Here is a 19,395-nt window from a genome sequence, read left to right on the forward strand (position 1 = left end):
TTGTTATTCTATAGTCTTAAGCAAATAAATGATTGTAAATTAAAATAGTACGCTTCCATTTTTTGATACCAACCTTCTTAAATCCTCTAAAAAATGGTTCGAAAATTGTCCCGACAGGACGACCACGCCCGCCGAAGCTTGATAAGCAAGGCGGGCGTTTTTAGTTGTACTACCTGATTGACAATGGCGGTCTTCGTCGGGCGCGGCCCTGTTATTATTCACCATCTAACAAACTTTCTACAACAAGCTAAACAGCCAGTTTAACTAGTAGTATCATTATACTATAGTTAAGTCATCTACCGTTCATCCACCGTTCTTGAACCGTTCATCTACCGTTCATGAACCGTTTTAAAACGGTCCGTGAACGGTAGATGAACGGTTGGTAGACGGTTAATAAACGGTTAGTGGTACATGGTCAAAACTGGGTTTAGTATACCTTAAGCGAATTGCCAAACCCATCCATACAAAGCCAAACAGGCTTCCAACAATCCTTTAACAAAATAAATTTGGTGGTGAAATTTGTATTACCGTACATTTGCTAACGCTGTTAAATTATTTCACGCAGTAATAAAATGGGAAGCAAAGACCGCATACAACGACTAAAGGACGAAACCAGGTGTAAGATCCTGGACGCCTCTTTGGCTATTGTAAAAGAGGAAGGATGGGCTGCGCTGAGTATGCGGAAAATTGCCGATAAGATTGAATATACGGCCCCCATTATTTATGAATATTTCAGTAATAAGGATGCGATCCTTACAGAACTTACCAGAATCGGTTATCTGAAACTGGCAGAGCAAATGAAAGAAGCCGAACGCAAACATGCAGACCCCATTGAACAATTGAAAAGCATGTGGCTGGCATACTGGAATTTTGCTTTCGAAGAAAAGGAATTATACCAGGTGATGTATGGAGTTGAAGTGAATTGTTGTGTTATGGAAAATGCCTGTCCGGATATGCAGGTTCCTTCCAATATGCTCTGGGATAAAATTGCAGAAATAATTCCCGAGGACATGCGCACCGACGAATATATTGATATCAAATATTATACCTTCTGGTCTGTAGTACATGGGCTCATCTCCATCAATATGACCAACAGATTAAGCACGGATGAAATAAACCGACAGGTATTGTCCGACGCATTAAATGGAATTGTCGCCTCTATGACGGTCAGAACAACCTGATCAGGATTTCAGAAGAGAAAAAACGCTTGCTTTTGCCAACGAATTTGAACGGTTGAAAAACTGTTTTTTTTAGATCAATTACTTAACACTGTTAAACGATTAAATAACGTTATGAAGAAGTATTTCATTTATGCTGCCATCCTGATAGCAGCTGCCTGTGCAAACAACCAAACCGATTCTTATGTTGCTGCTCCACAAAGCTTACCTGTAGTAAAACTGGACACCGGTTCGGTTCTAACCTGGCAGGAATTCCCTGCAGCTGTTCAGGGTACAGCAACCATTGAAATCCGCCCGAATGTAAGCGGTTACCTCGACAAAATTTATGTGGAAGACGGCGCATGGGTTTCAAAAGGGCAGCCCATCTTTCGTATCAACAGTAAAGAATACAGCCAGAACAGCAACAGCGCTGCCGCAACCATTCAATTGGCCGAGGCTGCTATAGAAAAAGCACAGGTAGAAGTTAACCGACTGCAGCCACTTGTTACCAATAAAGTGATTTCCGAAGTTCAATTAAATGTTGCCAAAGCCAACCTGCACGAAGCTGAAGCTGCCTATAAGCAGGCGGTATCAGGTAAGAATAGTGCGGATATCACCCTTGGCTATACGCTGATCACAGCACCGGTAAGTGGTTATATCAGTCATATTAATTTTAAGCAGGGCAGCCTGATTGGCAAGGGTGAACAGCAACCGCTCACCGTAATCAGTGAGGTAAAAAACGTACATGCTTATTTCTCTATGAGTGAAGCTGATTTTTTTAGCTTTTTTTCAAGCATCCCCGGTAAAACTGCAGAAGAAAAAATTGCCAATATTCCTGCTGTAGAACTTAAGCTGGCCGGTAATACTATTTACAAGGAAAAAGGGAAAGTTGAGCTGGTAGAAGGCCAGTTTGACCGCAGTACCGGCAGCATCAATTTCAGAGCCGTATTTGCCAATAATGAAAACCTGTTGCGTTCCGGAATAACAGGAAAAATCCGGATTCCATTTTCACTGGAGAACAAACTGATTGTACCCCAGGAGGCAACCTACGAATTGCAGGACAAAGTATTTGTATTTGCAGTAGGGGACAGCAATAAAGTAACCAGCAAACAGATAACTATCAGGGGAAAGTCAGCAGGTAATTATATCGTCGAAAAAGGTGTTTCACCTGGCGAAACCATTGTTTTCAGCGGATTACAACGCCTGAGAGAAGGGGCTGAAATCGTACCACAGCCGATTTCATTAGATAGTGTAGTGCAAACGATCATCGCAGCCCGTAATTAAAACGAAAGCCTTTCATTTCAATTAACCGAACAACTTATTTCATGTTTAAGAAATTTATAGAACGTCCCGTTTTATCCTCCGTAATATCCATATTACTGGTATTGGTCGGGATCGTTTCACTTACATCTTTACCAATTACACAGTTTCCGGATATCGCTCCGCCCGCTGTTTTGGTAACAACCGCCTATCCGGGTGCAAGTGCAGAAGTAGTGGCACGGTCGGTAGCTACACCACTGGAAGAAGCCATCAATGGAGTCGAGAATATGACCTATATGACCTCCAATTCCAACAATGATGGCTCTATGACACTCAGTGTCTTTTTTAAAGCCGGCACTGATCCCGACATCGCATCTGTAAACGTTCAGAACAGAGTAGCCAAAGCAACCAGCCTGGTTCCACAGGAAGTGTTACAAACCGGAATCACCACCCAGAAACAGCAGAACAGTATCATTATGGCCATTGCCATCTATGCAAGCGACAGCAGTTACGATGAAACTTTTTTGCAGAACTATGCCCGCATCAATATTGTCCCGGAAATTCAACGGGTGCAGGGAGTGGGGCAGGCCACTTTGTTTGGAGCAAAAGACTATGCTATGCGGATCTGGCTCAAACCAGACCGGCTGGCTGCCTATAATTTATCAGCACAGGAAGTACTTGCATCTATCAGGGAACAAAACCTGGAAGCAGCACCGGGAAAATTTGGTGAAGGAAGTAAAGAATCCTTTGAATACATCATCACCTACAAAGGCAAACTCAATAAAAATGAAGACTACGAGAATATCATTTTAAAAAGCAATACAGACGGTGCGATCATCCGGTTAAAAGATGTTGCACGAGTTGATTTGGGTTCCTTTAATTATACCTCGGATGCCAAAGTTGATAATGGTCCGTCTACTGCCATCCTGATCTATCAGACTGCTGGTTCCAATGCCAATGATATTCTTACTTCGGTTAATGAAATAATGGAAAAAGCAAACAAAGACTTGCCGAAGGGGGTACATACTTTTGTGCCGTACTCTGCAAAAGAGTTTTTGGATGCTTCCATTTCAAAAGTAAAGACCACGCTTATAGAAGCTTTTATCCTGGTATTTTTGGTGGTATTTATTTTTCTGCAGGATTTTCGTTCCACTTTAATTCCGGCAATTGCTGTTCCTGTGGCAATTTTGGGCACATTCTTTTTCATGCAGCTCTTTGGATTTACCATCAACCTGCTCACCCTCTTTGCTTTAATCCTTGCAATTGGAATTGTGGTAGATGATGCCATCGTGGTGGTGGAAGCGGTGCATACTAAAATGGCCGATGAAAAGTTGCCGGCAAGAGCAGCCACCATAAAAAGTATGAATGAAATATCGGGAGCCATCATTTCCATAACACTGGTAATGGCAGCCGTATTTGTTCCGGTAGGATTTATGCAGGGACCGGCAGGAATATTTTATAAACAGTTTGCCTTTACGCTGGCAATAGCCATTCTGATTTCCGCCATCAATGCATTGACCCTGAGCCCTGCTTTATCTGCTTTATTCCTGAAAAACAACCATTCGGGTGATAAAAAACCGGCTGGAATAAAAGACCGTTTCTTCCACGCATTTAATGCCGGCTTCAATAACCTGACCAACCGGTATACCAGCAGTTTGAAGTTTCTGATCAAAACAAAATGGATTGCCTTATCTGCCCTGGTACTTATAACCATCAGCACGGTATTCCTGGTAAAGAAAACGCCAACTGGTTTTATACCAACAGAGGATCAGAGTATCTTTTTGTATTCACTCAGCATGCCGGCCGGATCATCGTTGGAAAGAACCCGTAAGGTTACAGAAATGGTGGACAGTATCATAACAACGGTGGAAGGTGTGGAGAAGTCCTATAGCGTAGCAGGGATGAATATCATTACCAATGCTACCAGTCCAATCAGCGGATTGGCTTTTGTAAAACTTAAAAAGCCGGGTACCCGTGGCAAAACGGAAGATATAAATGAAATTCTGGGAGAAGTCAATCAGAAACTTTCAGTTATATCAGCTGGGGATCTGTTTACATTTACCTTACCCACCGTTCAGGGATTTGGAAATACCAGCGGAATTGAAGTAATTCTTCAGGACAGGGCAGGGGGCAAACTGGAAGACCTGAGTGCCACCGCCAATGGCTTTATTGGCGAACTGATGCAGCGGCCCGAAATCGCTTATGCATTTACAACCTTTAATACCGGCAACCCTCAGTACAGAGTAACTATTGATGAAGAAAGAGCTAAACAATCGGGCGTTTCCATAAATGAATTATTGCAGACCCTGCAGATCTACTATGGTAGTTTTCAGGCTGGAGATTTTAACCGGTTTGGTAAACAATACAAGGTAATTCTGCAATCAGATATAGAGTACCGGATTGATCCATCCACCTTAAACGATGTACAGGTGAAAAACAAACTGGGACAAATGGTGCCGGTAAAATCGCTGATAAGTCTGGAGAAAGTATACGGACCCGAAACTGTTACCAGAAATAATCTGTTCAATGCCGTTACCATAAATGGTATTCCAAAACCGGGTTACAGTTCAGGCCAGGCCCTGAAAGCCGTTCAGGAAGTAGCAGACAGTTATTTACCTAGAGGATATGCCTTTGAATGGGGGGGACTAACAAGAGAAGAACAAAGTGCCGGATCTCAAACAGCTTTGATCTTTATTATGTCACTGGTATTTGTGTATTTTTTATTGGCAGCCCAATACGAAAGTTATATTCTTCCGCTGGCAGTAATTCTTTCCGTTCCTACAGGCTTACTGGGTGTATTTGCCTTCATAAATATTGCAGGAATTGAAAACAATATTTATGTACAGGTTGGATTAATTATGCTGATTGGTTTACTGGCAAAAAATGCCATTCTTATAATCGAATTTGCTGTTCAAAAAAGGCAGGCCGGACTTACGATTCGCCAGGCAGCAATTGAAGCAGCCAGATTGCGACTGCGTCCTATTCTGATGACCTCCTTTGCATTTATTGCAGGATTAATTCCTTTATTAACTGCCACAGGTGCATCTGCAATGGGGAACCGTTCAATCGGAACAGGAGCTGTGGGAGGCATGTTAACGGGTGTACTATTGGGTATTTTCATAATCCCTGTTTTGTTTGTCATCTTTCAATCCCTTCAGGAAAAACTGATCGGCAAAAAAATTGTCGCAAAAGAGGAATGGATTACCAATCCGGTGGAATACGCCAACTAAATCTCATTTATTTTAAAGCAACTCAAATGAAAAGAGTAGTATATACAGGTTTCGCATTTATGCTGATAATTTTAAGTGGATGTAAAATATCAAAGGATATTGCGGCGCCTGACCCTTCATTACCGGCCTCCTTCAGAGGCACAGAACAAACGGATTCATCCGGCATTGCAACAATTCAATGGAAGCAATTTTTTACGGATACAACATTGCAAACAATCATTGACAGTGCATTGGTACATAATTTTGATTTGCAGGTTGCGGTAAAAAATATAGAGGCAGCCAAACTTATTGTAAGTCAGGCTAAGCTGGGTTATTTTCCGGAAGCAAAATTACAGGCTACAGCAGCAATTAACCGCCCATCCGACAATAGCCTGAATGGCCTCAGTCTAAGTGAGTTCCTGGGCAAATCATATATTGAAGATTATTCCCTTTCTGCACAATTGAGCTGGGAGGCAGATATCTGGGGTAAGATTAAAAATCAAAAACAAAAAGCAGCCAGTTCATTTTTGCAAACCAATGAGGCAAAAAATGCCATCCAAACCAATCTTATCTCTTTAATAGCTTCCGGATACTATAATTTGATTATGCTGGATGCCCAGATTTCAATTGCGAAAAAGAACCTTCTCCTCGGAGATAGTACAGTTGCCATAATCCGCCATCAATATAATGCAGGGCAGGTAACCGATCTGGCCATACAACAGGCAGAAGCGCAGCGACTGGTAGCTGCACAACTAATTCCATTTATTCAGCAGCAGATTGAAATTCAGGAAAATGCGCTTAGTGTATTAGCAGGGGTAAACCCTTCTGCCATAAACAGGAAGGGGCAATTACATGAAACAATCATTGCCAATGAGCTGTCTACAGGTGTTCCGGCTTCCTTACTGCAAAACAGACCGGATATAAGAGCAGTGGAATTACAGTTAGCAATTGCGAATGCAAATACGGGGATTGCAAAAGCGAATATGTATCCTGCACTTTCTATTACAGCAGCAGGAGGTATTAATTCCTTTAAAGCAAGTAACTGGTTTTCTATGCCCGCCTCTTTATTTGGAATGGCTGCAGGTGGAATTGTTCAGCCACTCTTTCAGCGAAAACAACTAAAGACGCAATATGAACTGGCAAAAGTGGAAAGAGAAAAAGTGGTGATACAATTCAGGCAATCGGTATTGGGTGCAGTTGGAGAAGTAAGTAATGCACAGGTTAAAATAAATAAGCTGAAAGAACAGGAAGCCATCGCTCAAAACAGAGTAGGAATGCTGCAAAAAGCAATCACCAATGCTGATCTTTTATTCAAAAACGGAATGGCCAATTATCTGGAAGTAATTACTGCTCAAAGCAATGTATTACAAGGTGAACTGGAGCTGGCCTCTCTAAGGAAAGATCGGGTGACAGCCGCCATCGAACTCTACCGCTCCCTGGGAGGCGGCTGGAAATAATTTTCCTCCTGACATAGGGCTGTCACTACCCTCCCTTTTCTTTGTTGTATCAAAACAAATAATATGAATACAACATTGAACAACCCTGTAAAAAACGAACTTCTTTCAGCTGCTGAATTGCTGGATCACTGGCAGGGACATAGAAAATTAACCCGCCGGGTGATCCTGGCTTTTCCTGAGAAGGAATTATTTGAATTTTCAATAGGGGGGATGCGCCCTTTTTTTGAACTGGTAATGGAAATGGCAACACTTGCTGGACCGGGTGTAAAAGGAGTAGCAACCGGTGAATGGCCGCATGTGGATCATACGGGTGGTAGTAAGCGACCTGCTACCAAAGAAGAAGTACTCGATTTTTGGGATGAGGTAACTGAAGAAATAAATACCTATTGGCCAGCCATTGAGCCGGTCCGCTTTCAGAAAGTGGAAAAAGCCTTTGGGTTTTATGAGGGAACGAATATCAGTACCATCCAATACCTGATCGATAATGAAATTCATCATCGCGGACAAGGGTACGTTTACCTGAGGGCGCTGGGCATTGAGCCTCCTGCATTCTGGGAAAGATAATGAAACAGGTCCTGGGCCCAGCGCCGGTACTCCAGACCTGACGGGTGTAATCCATCAGGAGCCAGTAAGGACGAATCAGTAAGAGCCAACCTGGTACCTGGCGTAATATCAATATAACCAACAGCCTGCTCTTTTGCATGCTGTTGGTTAACATTATTGAACGCATCTATTTGATTTGATATCTCTTCCCGGTTACGCTCTGCAGCAAACGGAGTTGCGCCCCAATCAGGAATGGATAACACCACAACACGATCTCTTCGTCCACCTGCCAATTGAATGGCATCATCCAATAATTGAACAAATTCGATCGAATAGGTTGCAATTGGCCACCCTCTGTATTGATTGTTTACACCTATCAGCAGGCTCACCCAATCGTAGGGGGGCTGAAATTGAAAGTCTTTTATCGCCCTGATTAATTCGTCGGTTGTCCAGCCGGTTTTAGCCAGTATTTCCGGCGCATCCAGCTTCCATCCGGCTTTTCTTGCCAGTTGAACCATCTGATAAGGAAAGCTTTCATAAAGTGGTACCAGTTCTCCAATTGTATAGGAATCACCCAGGGCCAGGTATCGCATTTTATTTTTGGATCAAATATCGGTGTTTCTTTACTGCGCCAGGTATCCACCATCTACCGGATAATAGGAGCCTGTAACAAAAGAGGCTTTATCTGAACTCAGCCAAAGAGCCAATTCAGCAACTTCCTCCGATTTGCCCAATCGACCAATGGGATGGAGAGATTTGATCTGCTCAAGAGTAGCGTCATCCAGATTATTAGTCAGAAGCGGAGTTAGGATATAACCCGGACCAATACTATTTACCCGAATACCCTGATTAGCATATTCCAATGCCGCTGCCTTGGTTAATCCAACTACGCCGTGTTTTGCGGCAACATAGGCCGGAGAAAAACGGGTACCCACGGTTCCAAGAATGGAAGCAACATTCACAATGGAGCCTCCGCCGGATTTAATCATAGCCTGTAGTTGGAAATGCATTCCATAAAATACACCATTCAGGTTTATACCAATTACCTTATTCCAGCCATCAATGGGATATTCACCGGTTGCGCCCATTGGTCCGCCAATACCGGCATTATTACAGGCTATATGCAAGCCACCATATTCCTGAACAGCTTTTTCCACCAATTGACGGTTATCTTCAATAGAAGAACTGTCTGCTTTAAAAAAAATGGCGGCTCCATTCAATTTCTTAATTTGATTGACAGTTTCAACACCTCCTTCCTCATTTATATCCGACACAATCAATTTTGCACCTTCCTTCGCATAAGCAAGTGCGATAGCCCTGCCAATTCCGGATCCGGCACCGGTAACAATTGCCACTTTATTTTCTAAAATTGCCATAATGGATGATTTATACTAAAACTAGCCTTTGCAGGCAACAAAAAAGGTGACCAGAATCAGTCACCTTTATAATTATCATTGTTGGATCTCAATTTTTGTTCCAGGCATCGCGTTCATCCGGACTGAATTTCCAGGGAGCAAAATTATTCTCCACGTTGGAAAATAGGGCGTTCCATTCCTGGGGGGCATTACTGGCTTCCATTACAAGGGACCGGCGCAGTTCAAAAATAATCTCCAGCGGATTGATGCTAACCGGACAGGCTTCCACACAGGCATTACAACTTGTACAGGCTCTGAGTTCTTCTGTTGTTATATAATCATGAACAAGTGTTTTTCCATCCGCCACAAACTGCCCGTTTTTATCTATATTTTTTCCCACTTCTTCCAGGCGATCGCGGGTATCCATCATAATTTTTCGGGGCGATAAGAGTTTACCGGTGATATTAGCCGGACAGGCAGCGGAGCAACGTCCGCATTCGGTGCAACTATAGGCATCCAGCAGATTTCTCCAACTCAGATCCATTACATCTTTGGCGCCAAAAGAGGGTGCTTCACCTGCCTCTGTAGGGGCAAGTTCCGGTTGCATGGCATACAATACTTCATTCTGGATGGCAGGCATGTTTTTCATCTTACCCTGTTCTTCCAAACGGGCATAATAGGCGTTGGGAAAGGCCAGTAGTATATGCAGGTGTTTGGAAAATGGCAGGTAGTTTAGAAAGGCTAATATTCCGGCAATATGCAACCACCAACAGGTACGTTCCAATAGTATCAGACCATTATCACTAAATCCACTGATCAGGGGATGCAGCAGAGAAGAAACAGCAAATGATCCGGTAGGATGGGTTGTATAGGCTGCCGCCCCCCGTTCCTGCAACAACGTATCAGCTGCATTCATTGTGAGGAAAAGCAGCATCAGTATTATCTCCGTAAGCAGAATATAATTGGCATCCGAACGAGGCCATCCATCCAGGTCTTTAGACATAAAGCGACGGAGTTTCAGCAGGTTTCGTCGTATAAGAAATACCACACAAAAAACCAGCACACCCAGAGCCAGCCATTCAAAACTATTGATCAGAAAACGATAGAATCCCATCCCTAAAAAACCGGTAAATAAACGATGGGTGCCCAGGATACCATCCAGCACAATCTCCAGTACTTCCAGATTGATGATTACAAAGCCGGCATAAATCACAAAATGCATTATGGCTACCAATGGGTTTTTGAACATTTTCTTCTGACCAAATGCCAGCAGGAAGAGATTCTTCCACCGCAACTCAGGATGATCGGAATAATTCTCTTCTTTTCCAAGCAGAATATTCCGTCGTATAAACTTTACCTGTCTGGAAAAAAACCAAACGGCAGCAAGCAGTAACAATACGAAGGCAATTTGTTGCAGGTAATGCATAAGAACGGTATTGTTCAACTAAATTAAGTGATTTCTTCCCGGCTCAATGATTTGTTGTAATTTTTCGCCCTGAATTTCAAGTATGTCTACAAATAGAAAATATATACTAGATGCACCGGCAGCTTCCAAAAAACTGGAACGAATGGCTTATGAAATGGCTGAAGCGTTAATCGGAACAAAGGAGCCCATCATTCTTGCCGGGATTAAAGATAACGGGGTGGTTATGGCTAGATTGCTTTCGCGACTGATCCATGAAATAGCCGGACTGAAATCGGAAATCATTGAAATAGGATTAGACAAACGGCATCCAACCACTATTTCTTTGAGTCAGGAACTCAATTTTTCGAATCGCACGATTGTGCTGGTGGACGATGTTACCAATAGCGGCAAAACGATTTTATATGCTTTACAACCGTTTCTGGCACATCATCCCGAAAAAATTCAGATTCTTACCCTGGTAGAACGTACCCATAAAGCCTATCCGGTGAAGGCGGATTATGTAGGAATAAGTCTGGCTACCACCATGCAGGATCATATCTATGTAACAGTAGAAGGAGAGCAGGTAACCGGTGCCTATCTTGAATGATTATTGGTGCAGCCAGTGCCATTTAAAACTTCCATCGTTATTATATTCCAAAGCCGGAGCAGGAATTTTAATGGCATTTAGAGCGGTGAAGATTGTTTTAACCCATTTTTTTCGCGTAGGGATCCGAGTTAGGTCGACGTCGGCCGATAAATAATAGCGTCGAACCCGCTTAATATCATTCCGGTTGACGGATATTCCATCTTCGTTTGTCCAGCTGTTTCCCATGCCACCCAGCATCAGATCGCTGGAATAGCCGAGTGAAATATTCAGCCATTTCGGCAAACCGGCTTTTGGAAAAAACCGATCCATATTAGCACTTACCCAATAGGTTTGGCCATTGTAGTCCTTAAGTATCTGTTCTGACCATCCGGCTCCAAATAATTCTTTTTGACGGGCTCTGAGCTCATTCGGATAGCGGTAGGGGAAATAACCCATTTTTATCTGAATCCGTTGTTCTTTCCATCCCAGTTCCTGTGAAACATAGGCGGCAGCTCCTGTGGTGTTGGCGGCAATATCCCACCAGCTAAAGCCCCATTTAGCAGAGTAGGCATCCTGCAATTCAATTATGCTCTGGAAGGCCATGGCACTGGCACCACCCAGCCAAACGGCTGTGTTATGTTTTAATCCCGCCCATTTCCAAAGTTCACCAGACAAGCGGCCGAGCTGGTAGGTAGTCCAGATATGGCCGGCTTTATCCATCTGGTTCCACTCTTTTCCATCGTTAAACAGATGAAATCCCTGCCGCTCATAGCCATCGTACCAGGCTTTGTTGAGGGCGATATAGGTGCCGGTCCATACAGCTGCATGTCCGCCTGCCACCCACCATTTGCGGGAGGGAGGCGGAATTAAATAACAACCCATTGAACCAGCTAACGGAGCTGCTGCCTGGATTGATAAATCAGGTATTATTGAATCTGTGTGTTGAGTAAAGGCAGTATCATTCGTTGTTTGTGCTTTAATTTCACCTGTGCCTTCCATAAGGCAGATCAGAAAAAAAATTATACGGATATAAAACTTAGTCTTGTGCAACGAAACATATTATTTAAGACCTAAAAATACGTTTTAACCAGCTAAACAGATTCCATTCAGATTCTATATCTTCAACCCCGATAAAAAAGCGAACCATATGGATGCAGCAATACAAGCAAAAGTAGACCAGTGGCTGAACGGTAATTATGATGCCGAAACCAAAGCCAGTATACAACAATTAGTAGAGAATAATCCAACCGAACTGGCTGATTCGTTTTACCGGAGCCTGGAATTTGGAACAGGCGGATTGCGTGGAATCATGGGTGTTGGATCCAACCGGATGAATAAATATACCGTAGGGATGGCTACCCAGGGATTTGCCAATTACCTGAAAGCCTCTTTCCCCAATACGGAAATCAAAGTAGCTATTGCACACGATAGCCGGAATAACAGCCGCTTTTTTGCAGAAACAACCGCCCATGTTTTTGCCGCAAACGGTATTAAAGTATTTCTTTTTGAAGCACTGCGTCCTACTCCTGAACTGAGCTTCAGTATCCGGACACTTGGATGCCAGGGTGGGGTGGTATGTACCGCCTCTCATAATCCAAAAGAATATAATGGATATAAAGCCTATTGGAATGATGGCGGACAACTGGTGCCGCCGCATGATGGGAATGTAATCAAGGAAGTGGAAAAAATTGCTTCGGTTGATGAAGTGAAATTTTCAGGAGGAGAGGAGAATATCACCCTCATTGGTGCAGATATGGATGCTGCTTACAGAAAGATGGTTAAAGGGCTGAGTGTGTACCCGGATGTAATTGCCCGCCAAAAGGATTTAAAAATCGTATTCACCCCCATCCATGGTACAGGCATTACGCTGGTTCCGGATGTACTGGCTGATTTCGGATTTACCAATGTAACTATTGTTGAAGAGCAAAGTGTACCAAATGGTAATTTTCCAACAGTTAATTATCCGAATCCCGAAGAAGCGGATGCTATGGCACTGGGGTTGAAAAAAGCAAAAGAAATTAATGCCGATATTTTATTGGGAACAGATCCGGATGCAGATCGTGTAGGTATTGGTGTTAAAGACAGTGATGGCAACTGGGTGTTGATGAATGGTAATCAAACAGCTGTACTTGCCTTTAATTATATGATTGAAGCAAGAAAAGCAAAAGGTCTGGCACAGTCGAATGATATGGTGGTTAAAACCATTGTTACCACTGAATTGATTGATGAAATCGCCCGGCAGAATGCTATTTCCTGTTATAATGTTTTAACCGGATTTAAATGGATTGCCGAATTGATCAAAGAAAAAGAAGGGAAAGAAAATTATGTAATTGGTGGCGAAGAAAGTTATGGTTTGATGATCGGACCACAACTTCGCGATAAGGATGCTGTAAGTGCGGTTGCTCTTCTCTGTGAAATGGCAGCATATGAAAAAGATAAGGGTAAGAGCCTGTACCAGAAACTAATTGAACTTTATGTTCAATATGGTTATTACAAAGAACACCTGATTTCCATTACGAAAAAAGGCATGGACGGACAACAACAGATCGCTGCCATGATGGAAGGGTATCGCAGTAATCCGCCTAAATCAATCAATGGATCAGCAGTGGTGCAGCTATTGGATTATGAATTGCAAAAAGGCAAGAATCTGCAAACTGGTGAAGAATGGACAATAGCGTTACCGAAAAGCAATGTTTTACAATTTATACTGGCTGATGGCAGTAAAATTTCTGCAAGACCCAGTGGTACCGAACCTAAAATAAAATTCTATTTCAGTGTGTTTACCAGTTTACCGGATGCTGCTTCATTTGGCGAAAAAGAAGCAGAACTGGATAGCCGGATCAAAGGCATTATCAGCGATATGAAATTGTAAGGAAAGCTACGGCATACCTGCATTTTCTATATCTTGCGGATGTTTATGAGACGATTCGAAGATACGTACCGGCATAAGGGACTGCGCAAGAAACTAGTAGATCTTTTAAAGGAGAAAGGCATTACAGACGAACATGTACTGGATGCCATTCTTCAATTACCCCGTCATTATTTTCTGGATTCGGCTTTTGACGAAAAAGCCTATGAGGATAAAGCTTTTCCCATTGCAGTAGGACAAACCATCTCACAGCCCTATACAGTTGCCTATCAAAGCCAGTTGCTGGAGATCCGACCATTTGATAAAGTACTTGAAATTGGAACAGGAAGTGCTTATCAGGCCTGTGTGCTGGCAGAAATGGGAGCCCAGGTTTATACAATTGAACGACAAAAAGCACTGTTTGATCACAACAAACAATTCAGCTATCTTAAAAAATATCCGAATATTAAATTTTTCTATGGAGATGGTTTTGAAGGCTTGCCAACCTATGCACCCTTCGACAAAGTGATTATTACTGCAGCCGCCCCATTTATTCCGGAAAAACTGATTGCCCAGCTTAAAACCGGCGGCAAGATGGTCATTCCATTAGGGGAAGGAGCTGTACAGCGCATGCTTCGACTGACCAAGCTGGCAGACGGCGGCTATTCGGAAGAAATCTTTGATAAGTTCTCCTTTGTTCCCATGCTGGGAGGAAGAGAGGGACTTTAAAGAAATTCTACCACTTTTTTAACCACTTTATTTTCTCTGTAAATTTTGCGATGCCCCAATTCTTTGGTGATCATGAATTCAATATTGGCGGGCGATTTTTTCATTATAGGTTTAACATCCTTTAAGGGCGTAACATCATCGTCTTCGTCATGAATCCATAAGATTTGTGCAAGAATATGCTGGAGTGCTCTGGAAATAGAATAATGTGCAGATGGCACTCCGCCTCTTTCGATAATGATTTCTTCAAACGATTCCTGCACTTTTTCATCCATCTGCAGCATTTTAAACAGCGTTTTTATGGCGGTGGTGGTTTCAGTGGCAGGTGCAATCAGCGCCACCCGAACCTGCTCATCATGCGGCACCTGCTCTAAAAAATGTATGATCGCAATGCCGCCAAAAGAATGGGCCATAAAACTATGAATCGGGCCCAATTCAGTATACACGGCAGAAATGGTTTTCACATATAAGGGAAGTGTGATCTGGGTTCCTTCTGAGGCACCATGCGCTGGCGCATCTGCAGCAATTACCTCATACCCTTTTTTAATAAGGGGTCCAATATAGCGATCGAAATTGATGGATGAAGATTCAAAACCATGCAGAATCATGGCTTTCCGGATACCGCCTTTATTCCACCGGTAAACCGCTACCCGTTTTCCCTCGACCTGTACAAAAAGACGATCTGCTTTCTCGAAAATGGGGGCTTCTTTTTTCTTTGATCGCCGAAAAGGGGTAGCAAAAATTTCAAAAGCCATTTCGGCAGCTTTCCGTTTGGAAAAAACCGCAGTAAAATTCAATTTGGCGCGCAGGTAATTCAGGGCCAGCTTTTGTGCTAATTTCATGGGATCAAAAATACGACATGAAAATTGTTTTGATCGGATCAGGTAATGTTGCCCAATCTCTTGGGAAAATGCTGGTTCAAAAGGGGCATACTATCCTGCAGGTAATGAACCGGACGGCAGAATCTGCCCGCGAGCTGGCAAAGGAGCTGAATGCAGGTCATACTACCCAACATGCTGAAATCAATCCGGATGCCGATCTCTATATCGTTGCTCTGGCAGACAAAGCCATCCCTGAATTAATGCTAAAATGGAGAATGGAGGATAAACTGGTGGTTCACACTGCGGGCACGGTTCCTCAGACAGCATTAATGGGCATTACCAATCGAACAGGCATATTGTATCCTCTTCAAAGTTTAAGAGGAACTATACCGGTTAGCGGAGTGATTCCATTCCTGATACAGGCCAGTCTGGAGGAGGATCTGTTAGTATTGCAGGAATTGGTTCATTCACTTGGAGCTTCCTGCCAGGTTGTAAATGATCACCAACGTTTGCGCATGCATGTCAACGCAGTTTGGGTAAATAATTTCCCCAACCTGATGTACAGTATTGCATTTCAATTATGTAAGGAAAATAAACTCTCTTTTGAGTTACTTCTACCATTGATAAAGGAGACCTTTATTCGGCTGGAACCGGAAGCGGGTGCATCAACCGGCAATCCTTTTCTGTGGCAAACCGGTCCGGCTATGCGGGAAGATCAAAACACTATCCGGAAACACCTTGATATCATGAACCCTCATCCGGACTGGAAAGATTTGTATCAGCAGTTGACTGAAGAAATCATTTCATTCAAATCACAGCTGTCAGAATAGTTTTATTCAATGGGCTGAACGATATCAGTTCTAACTTCGTACATTGATTTTTTGGTAGTGGGATCATCTACATAAATATCATATGGTGCACCTGCTGCTTTATTATTAGTAGCCTTAAGCCATTCCTGAATTCGGGCATAAGCCAGATAAGATTCTTCATAGGGGCCATAATAGTGAACCACCACTGCTTTACCCTGAGGTATGGATTTCCATTTAATTCTTCCGGTAGTAGATGCAGGGGCTTTATCAACCGGGATAGCAGCTTCCAGCACAAATGGTTCGCCACTGGTAAAATACCAGGCGAGCGGGGTGCCGGATACTTTCAGTTGAGCTGTTCCAATCAGTTGACCGATTTCACCATATGCTTTTTGTAAAACCGGCCCTATATCAGCCATCACTGCAGCTGTATCCAGAATACTTAGTGCCTGAAAAGCCGGGGTATTGATTTCCTCCAGAGTCATTTTAGGCTCCGGAATTTTTAGTTCACCGGATTCGATTTTTTGTTTCAGTTGTGCTAATCCCTTTTCAAAATCGGGCCCCATCATGTTATCGAAAAACAAACCAAACCACCTGCTGATCGGGTTATGGCCAAGATCAGCGTTTAATGTCCAGGTAATTTGAGTTGCATTGGCAGTATCTTTCAACTCCCAGTTGGCATGGGTTGGCTCATCAGCACCGCCAAAAAGCAAGGCAGTGGTAACGGACTTATTAGGCTGGACATCTGTAATTTCCAATTTCCCTTCACCCACTTTCCAATTTTCACTAGACCAGGTATACCAGGCCCCTTTGCCTTTCGTTAGGGGACCGTATTCTTTTTTCATAGCGGTATCAACCTGATTCCAGGTCATCCAGGCATCGTAGGTAGTTAAATCAGTAATCACATTGTAAACGGCAGGAACCGGCGCCTGAATAGAAGCAGATCTGGAAATGGTGGCAGAACCAGGTAAAAAAGCTCCAATCAGGAGAAAGAGTGCAACAATACCGGCAATCCATACCAAAATGCGCATTCCTTTTTTCATATACTTGCTTTAGGACTATTAAAGTAGTTAAAATCCCGTTTGTATTCATCGCTTTCGGTAGTTTTGCCCGCGATCCGGATAATCCATCAACTAATCTCAACAGAAACCTATCATGAGTCTTCTAGATCAATTTAAAAAAATTACCACTATCGCTCTGGATGTAGACGGCGTATTAACAGATGGCACCCTGTTACTGCTGGAAGACGGACAAATGGCCCGTCGAATGAATATCAAAGACGGGTATGCCATGCAGCTGGCGGTAAAGAAAGGCTATCGGATTGTAATAATTTCAGGCGGCCAATCAGAAGCTGTGCGGGAACGCCTGCAGAAACTGGGAATCCGGGATGTATTTATTAGAGCAGAGAATAAAACGGCGGTCTTGGAGAATTATCGGCAACAACATGCGCTGGATTGGGAAGAGATTTTGTTTATGGGGGATGATATACCTGATTTTGCTGTAATGCAACTCGCTGGATTAGCCTGTGCACCAGCAGATGCAGCGGCGGAAATCAAACAACTGGCAGCTTATATCAGTCCAGTGAAGGGGGGAGAAGGATGTGTCAGGGATATTCTGGAAAAAATCATGAAACTAAGAGGCGATTGGCAGATAGACACCACCGTTTCTAGTAAATAATTTATTATCATTTAATTATTTTTTTTGAAAACAATAGCTGCATTTCTACGATTGATCAGATGGCCTAATCTGGTCTTCATCGTTGTTACCCAGGTATTGTTTTATATCTGTATTCTGGTGCCGACGATTGGTGTTCATTTGAAACTGGTACTCCCCATATTTGCCCTGCTGGTCAGTTCTTCTGTTTTGATTGCAGCTGCCGGCTATATCATCAATGATTATTTTGATTTGAATATTGATCAGGTAAATAAACCTGATTCCATCGTTGTTCAACGTTTTATCAGCCGGCGCTGGGCTATTTTCTGGCATTTCCTCTTATCGAGTATTGGCATTGTGCTGGCGTTTTATATCTCTTGGGAATTGCGGAATCCAATCATTGGCTTTGCCAATTTCGTTTGTGTGCTGCTTTTATGGCTTTATTCTACCACGTTTAAAAAACAGTTATTGGTCGGCAACATATTGATATCACTCTTAACTGCCTGGGTAGTACTGGTCATTTATTTTGCTGAAATGCGGATCAGTTTATTTGATGATCCCAACTATATTGCGAGTTTTAAAAATGTATTCAAATACGCGATCTTATACAGCGGATTTGCATTTATAATTTCTCTTATTCGGGAAGTGGTAAAGGATATTGAGGATAGAGAAGGAGACGCCCGTTATGGTTGCAAAACCATGCCGATTGTCTGGGGCTTACCAGCCAGCAAATTGTTTATTGGTATCTGGACAAGCGTATTATTGGCCTGTCTGTTAATCATTCAGGTGATTGGATTATTTAAAGGATGGTGGTTAGGTGTCATTTATACTGTGGCTGCCGTTTTAATTCCACTGCTTAAATTTTTGGGGGATTTAAAAAAAGCCCGGCAGACTGCCGAATTTCACCAATTAAGCAGTTTGATTAAAGCCATCATGCTGGCGGGCATACTAACTTTATTATTTTTCAAGTGGTATTTGTAATGGAAAAAATCATACTGGCGTCCCAATCGCCCCGAAGAAAACAATTATTGGAATGGGCAGAAATTCCTTTTGAAATTTTGGTAAAGGAAACAGCAGAAATCTTTCCTTCTGATTTAGCGATTGAAGAAGTTCCTGTTTTTATCGCAAGAGAAAAGGCCCTGGTTATTCAACATGAACTGAAAGAAAAAAGAGTGGTATTGGCAGCTGATACAATCGTTGTATTGGGAACTTCAATAATTGGTAAGCCGCGGGACAGAGAAGATGCCATCGCGATTTTATCTCAGTTATCCGGACAAACACATCAGGTAATAACGGGGGTGGTTATTCGAAAAGGGACTACGGAATGGTCCTTTGCTGATATCACTCAGGTGGAATTTCATACACTCACCCTGGAGCAGATAGAATACTATGTGGATCAGTACAAGCCCTATGATAAAGCCGGGGCCTATGCCATACAGGAATGGATCGGCGTGGTTGGCATTCATTCTATCCGTGGCGACTTTTACAATGTAATGGGTCTGCCGGTGAGCAGGGTGATTCAAACATTGCAAAATCAGGTGTTTTAACCCTTGACCTGTGCCTGAACTC

The 19,395-nt window shown here is 42.9% G+C and carries 18 protein-coding genes; 12 read left to right on the forward strand and 6 right to left on the reverse strand.

All coding sequences use genetic code 11. The annotated features are described in order from the left end of the window. Window positions 1-572: 572 nt before the first annotated feature. The 5 genes from B2746_RS03190 (at window position 573) to B2746_RS03210 (ending at window position 7,647) form a co-directional block, all read left to right on the forward strand. On the forward strand, window positions 573-1,181 hold the full coding sequence (locus B2746_RS03190; RefSeq protein WP_290790929.1) for a TetR/AcrR family transcriptional regulator: 609 nt from the start codon (window positions 573-575) through the stop codon (window positions 1,179-1,181). 111 nt (window positions 1,182-1,292) lie between these two features. Then, entirely contained in the window at window positions 1,293-2,441 is a 1,149-nt protein-coding gene (locus tag B2746_RS03195; RefSeq protein ID WP_290790931.1) for an efflux RND transporter periplasmic adaptor subunit, read from the forward strand. A 41-nt stretch (window positions 2,442-2,482) separates the two neighbouring features. Continuing rightward, complete coding sequence (locus B2746_RS03200) at window positions 2,483-5,647, forward strand: efflux RND transporter permease subunit (protein ID WP_290790933.1); 3,165 nt, start codon at window positions 2,483-2,485, stop codon at window positions 5,645-5,647. 26 nt (window positions 5,648-5,673) lie between these two features. Continuing rightward, complete coding sequence (locus B2746_RS03205; RefSeq protein ID WP_290790935.1) at window positions 5,674-7,083, forward strand: efflux transporter outer membrane subunit; 1,410 nt, start codon at window positions 5,674-5,676, stop codon at window positions 7,081-7,083. Window positions 7,084-7,146: 63 nt separating this feature from the next. Beyond that, window positions 7,147-7,647 carry a DinB family protein gene (locus B2746_RS03210; protein WP_290790937.1) on the forward strand — a complete coding sequence of 167 codons (501 nt, stop codon included), beginning with the start codon at window positions 7,147-7,149 and terminating at the stop codon, window positions 7,645-7,647. Here the strand turns inward: B2746_RS03210 and B2746_RS03215 are convergent. From B2746_RS03215 to B2746_RS03225, 3 genes are all read right to left on the reverse strand, one after another. Continuing rightward, a complete protein-coding gene (locus B2746_RS03215) occupies window positions 7,599-8,219 on the reverse strand; it encodes an SGNH/GDSL hydrolase family protein (protein ID WP_290790939.1) in 621 nt (206 codons plus the stop codon). The two genes, B2746_RS03210 and B2746_RS03215, sit on opposite strands and share 49 nt — an antisense overlap. A gap of 30 nt (window positions 8,220-8,249) precedes the next feature. Continuing rightward, on the reverse strand, window positions 8,250-9,002 hold the full coding sequence (locus B2746_RS03220; RefSeq protein WP_290790941.1) for an SDR family NAD(P)-dependent oxidoreductase: 753 nt from the start codon (window positions 9,000-9,002) through the stop codon (window positions 8,250-8,252). Window positions 9,003-9,090: 88 nt separating this feature from the next. Then, complete coding sequence (locus B2746_RS03225) at window positions 9,091-10,407, reverse strand: (Fe-S)-binding protein (protein ID WP_290790942.1); 1,317 nt, start codon at window positions 10,405-10,407, stop codon at window positions 9,091-9,093. Window positions 10,408-10,489: 82 nt separating this feature from the next. Here B2746_RS03225 and B2746_RS03230 point away from each other — a divergent pair, with 82 nt between their 5' ends. Further along, window positions 10,490-10,993 (forward strand): phosphoribosyltransferase family protein, encoded by a 504-nt coding sequence (locus tag B2746_RS03230; RefSeq protein WP_290790943.1) that lies wholly within the window; start codon window positions 10,490-10,492, stop codon window positions 10,991-10,993. Here the strand turns inward: B2746_RS03230 and B2746_RS03235 are convergent, their stop codons facing one another. Then, window positions 10,994-11,971, reverse strand: a complete 978-nt coding sequence (locus tag B2746_RS03235) for a DUF2279 domain-containing protein (RefSeq protein ID WP_290790944.1) — start codon at window positions 11,969-11,971, stop codon at window positions 10,994-10,996. Between the two features lie 148 nt (window positions 11,972-12,119). Between B2746_RS03235 and B2746_RS03240 the strand changes: the two genes are divergently transcribed. Next, window positions 12,120-13,844 carry a phospho-sugar mutase gene (locus tag B2746_RS03240; protein ID WP_290790946.1) on the forward strand — a complete coding sequence of 575 codons (1,725 nt, stop codon included), beginning with the start codon at window positions 12,120-12,122 and terminating at the stop codon, window positions 13,842-13,844. Between the two features lie 45 nt (window positions 13,845-13,889). Continuing rightward, complete coding sequence (locus B2746_RS03245) at window positions 13,890-14,549, forward strand: protein-L-isoaspartate(D-aspartate) O-methyltransferase (protein WP_290790947.1); 660 nt, start codon at window positions 13,890-13,892, stop codon at window positions 14,547-14,549. Here the strand turns inward: B2746_RS03245 and B2746_RS03250 are convergent. Continuing rightward, window positions 14,546-15,388 (reverse strand): alpha/beta hydrolase, encoded by an 843-nt coding sequence (locus tag B2746_RS03250; RefSeq protein WP_290790949.1) that lies wholly within the window; start codon window positions 15,386-15,388, stop codon window positions 14,546-14,548. The two genes, B2746_RS03245 and B2746_RS03250, sit on opposite strands and share 4 nt — an antisense overlap. Window positions 15,389-15,405: 17 nt before the next feature. Here B2746_RS03250 and B2746_RS03255 point away from each other — a divergent pair, with 17 nt between their 5' ends. Next, entirely contained in the window at window positions 15,406-16,197 is a 792-nt protein-coding gene (locus tag B2746_RS03255) for a Rossmann-like and DUF2520 domain-containing protein (RefSeq protein WP_290790951.1), read from the forward strand. A gap of 2 nt (window positions 16,198-16,199) precedes the next feature. Here B2746_RS03255 and B2746_RS03260 read toward each other — a convergent pair whose 3' ends face one another. Continuing rightward, window positions 16,200-17,216 carry an SRPBCC family protein gene (locus B2746_RS03260; protein WP_290790953.1) on the reverse strand — a complete coding sequence of 339 codons (1,017 nt, stop codon included), beginning with the start codon at window positions 17,214-17,216 and terminating at the stop codon, window positions 16,200-16,202. Window positions 17,217-17,328: 112 nt separating this feature from the next. On the opposite strand from B2746_RS03260, the gene B2746_RS03265 reads away from it, so the two are divergent. Genes B2746_RS03265 through B2746_RS03275 form a run of 3 tightly spaced genes read left to right on the forward strand, consistent with a single transcriptional unit; the run spans window position 17,329 to window position 19,373 of the window. Then, window positions 17,329-17,850 carry a KdsC family phosphatase gene (locus B2746_RS03265; RefSeq protein WP_290790955.1) on the forward strand — a complete coding sequence of 174 codons (522 nt, stop codon included), beginning with the start codon at window positions 17,329-17,331 and terminating at the stop codon, window positions 17,848-17,850. Window positions 17,851-17,874: 24 nt separating this feature from the next. After that, window positions 17,875-18,807 (forward strand): geranylgeranylglycerol-phosphate geranylgeranyltransferase, encoded by a 933-nt coding sequence (locus B2746_RS03270; RefSeq protein ID WP_290790957.1) that lies wholly within the window; start codon window positions 17,875-17,877, stop codon window positions 18,805-18,807. Continuing rightward, on the forward strand, window positions 18,807-19,373 hold the full coding sequence (locus B2746_RS03275; RefSeq protein WP_290790958.1) for a Maf family protein: 567 nt from the start codon (window positions 18,807-18,809) through the stop codon (window positions 19,371-19,373). Before B2746_RS03270 ends, B2746_RS03275 begins: the two co-directional genes overlap by 1 nt. Window positions 19,374-19,395 lie beyond the last annotated feature (22 nt).

The organism is Flavihumibacter sp. UBA7668, assembly GCF_002483205.1.
Taxonomy (GTDB): Bacteria; Bacteroidota; Bacteroidia; order Chitinophagales; family Chitinophagaceae; genus Flavihumibacter.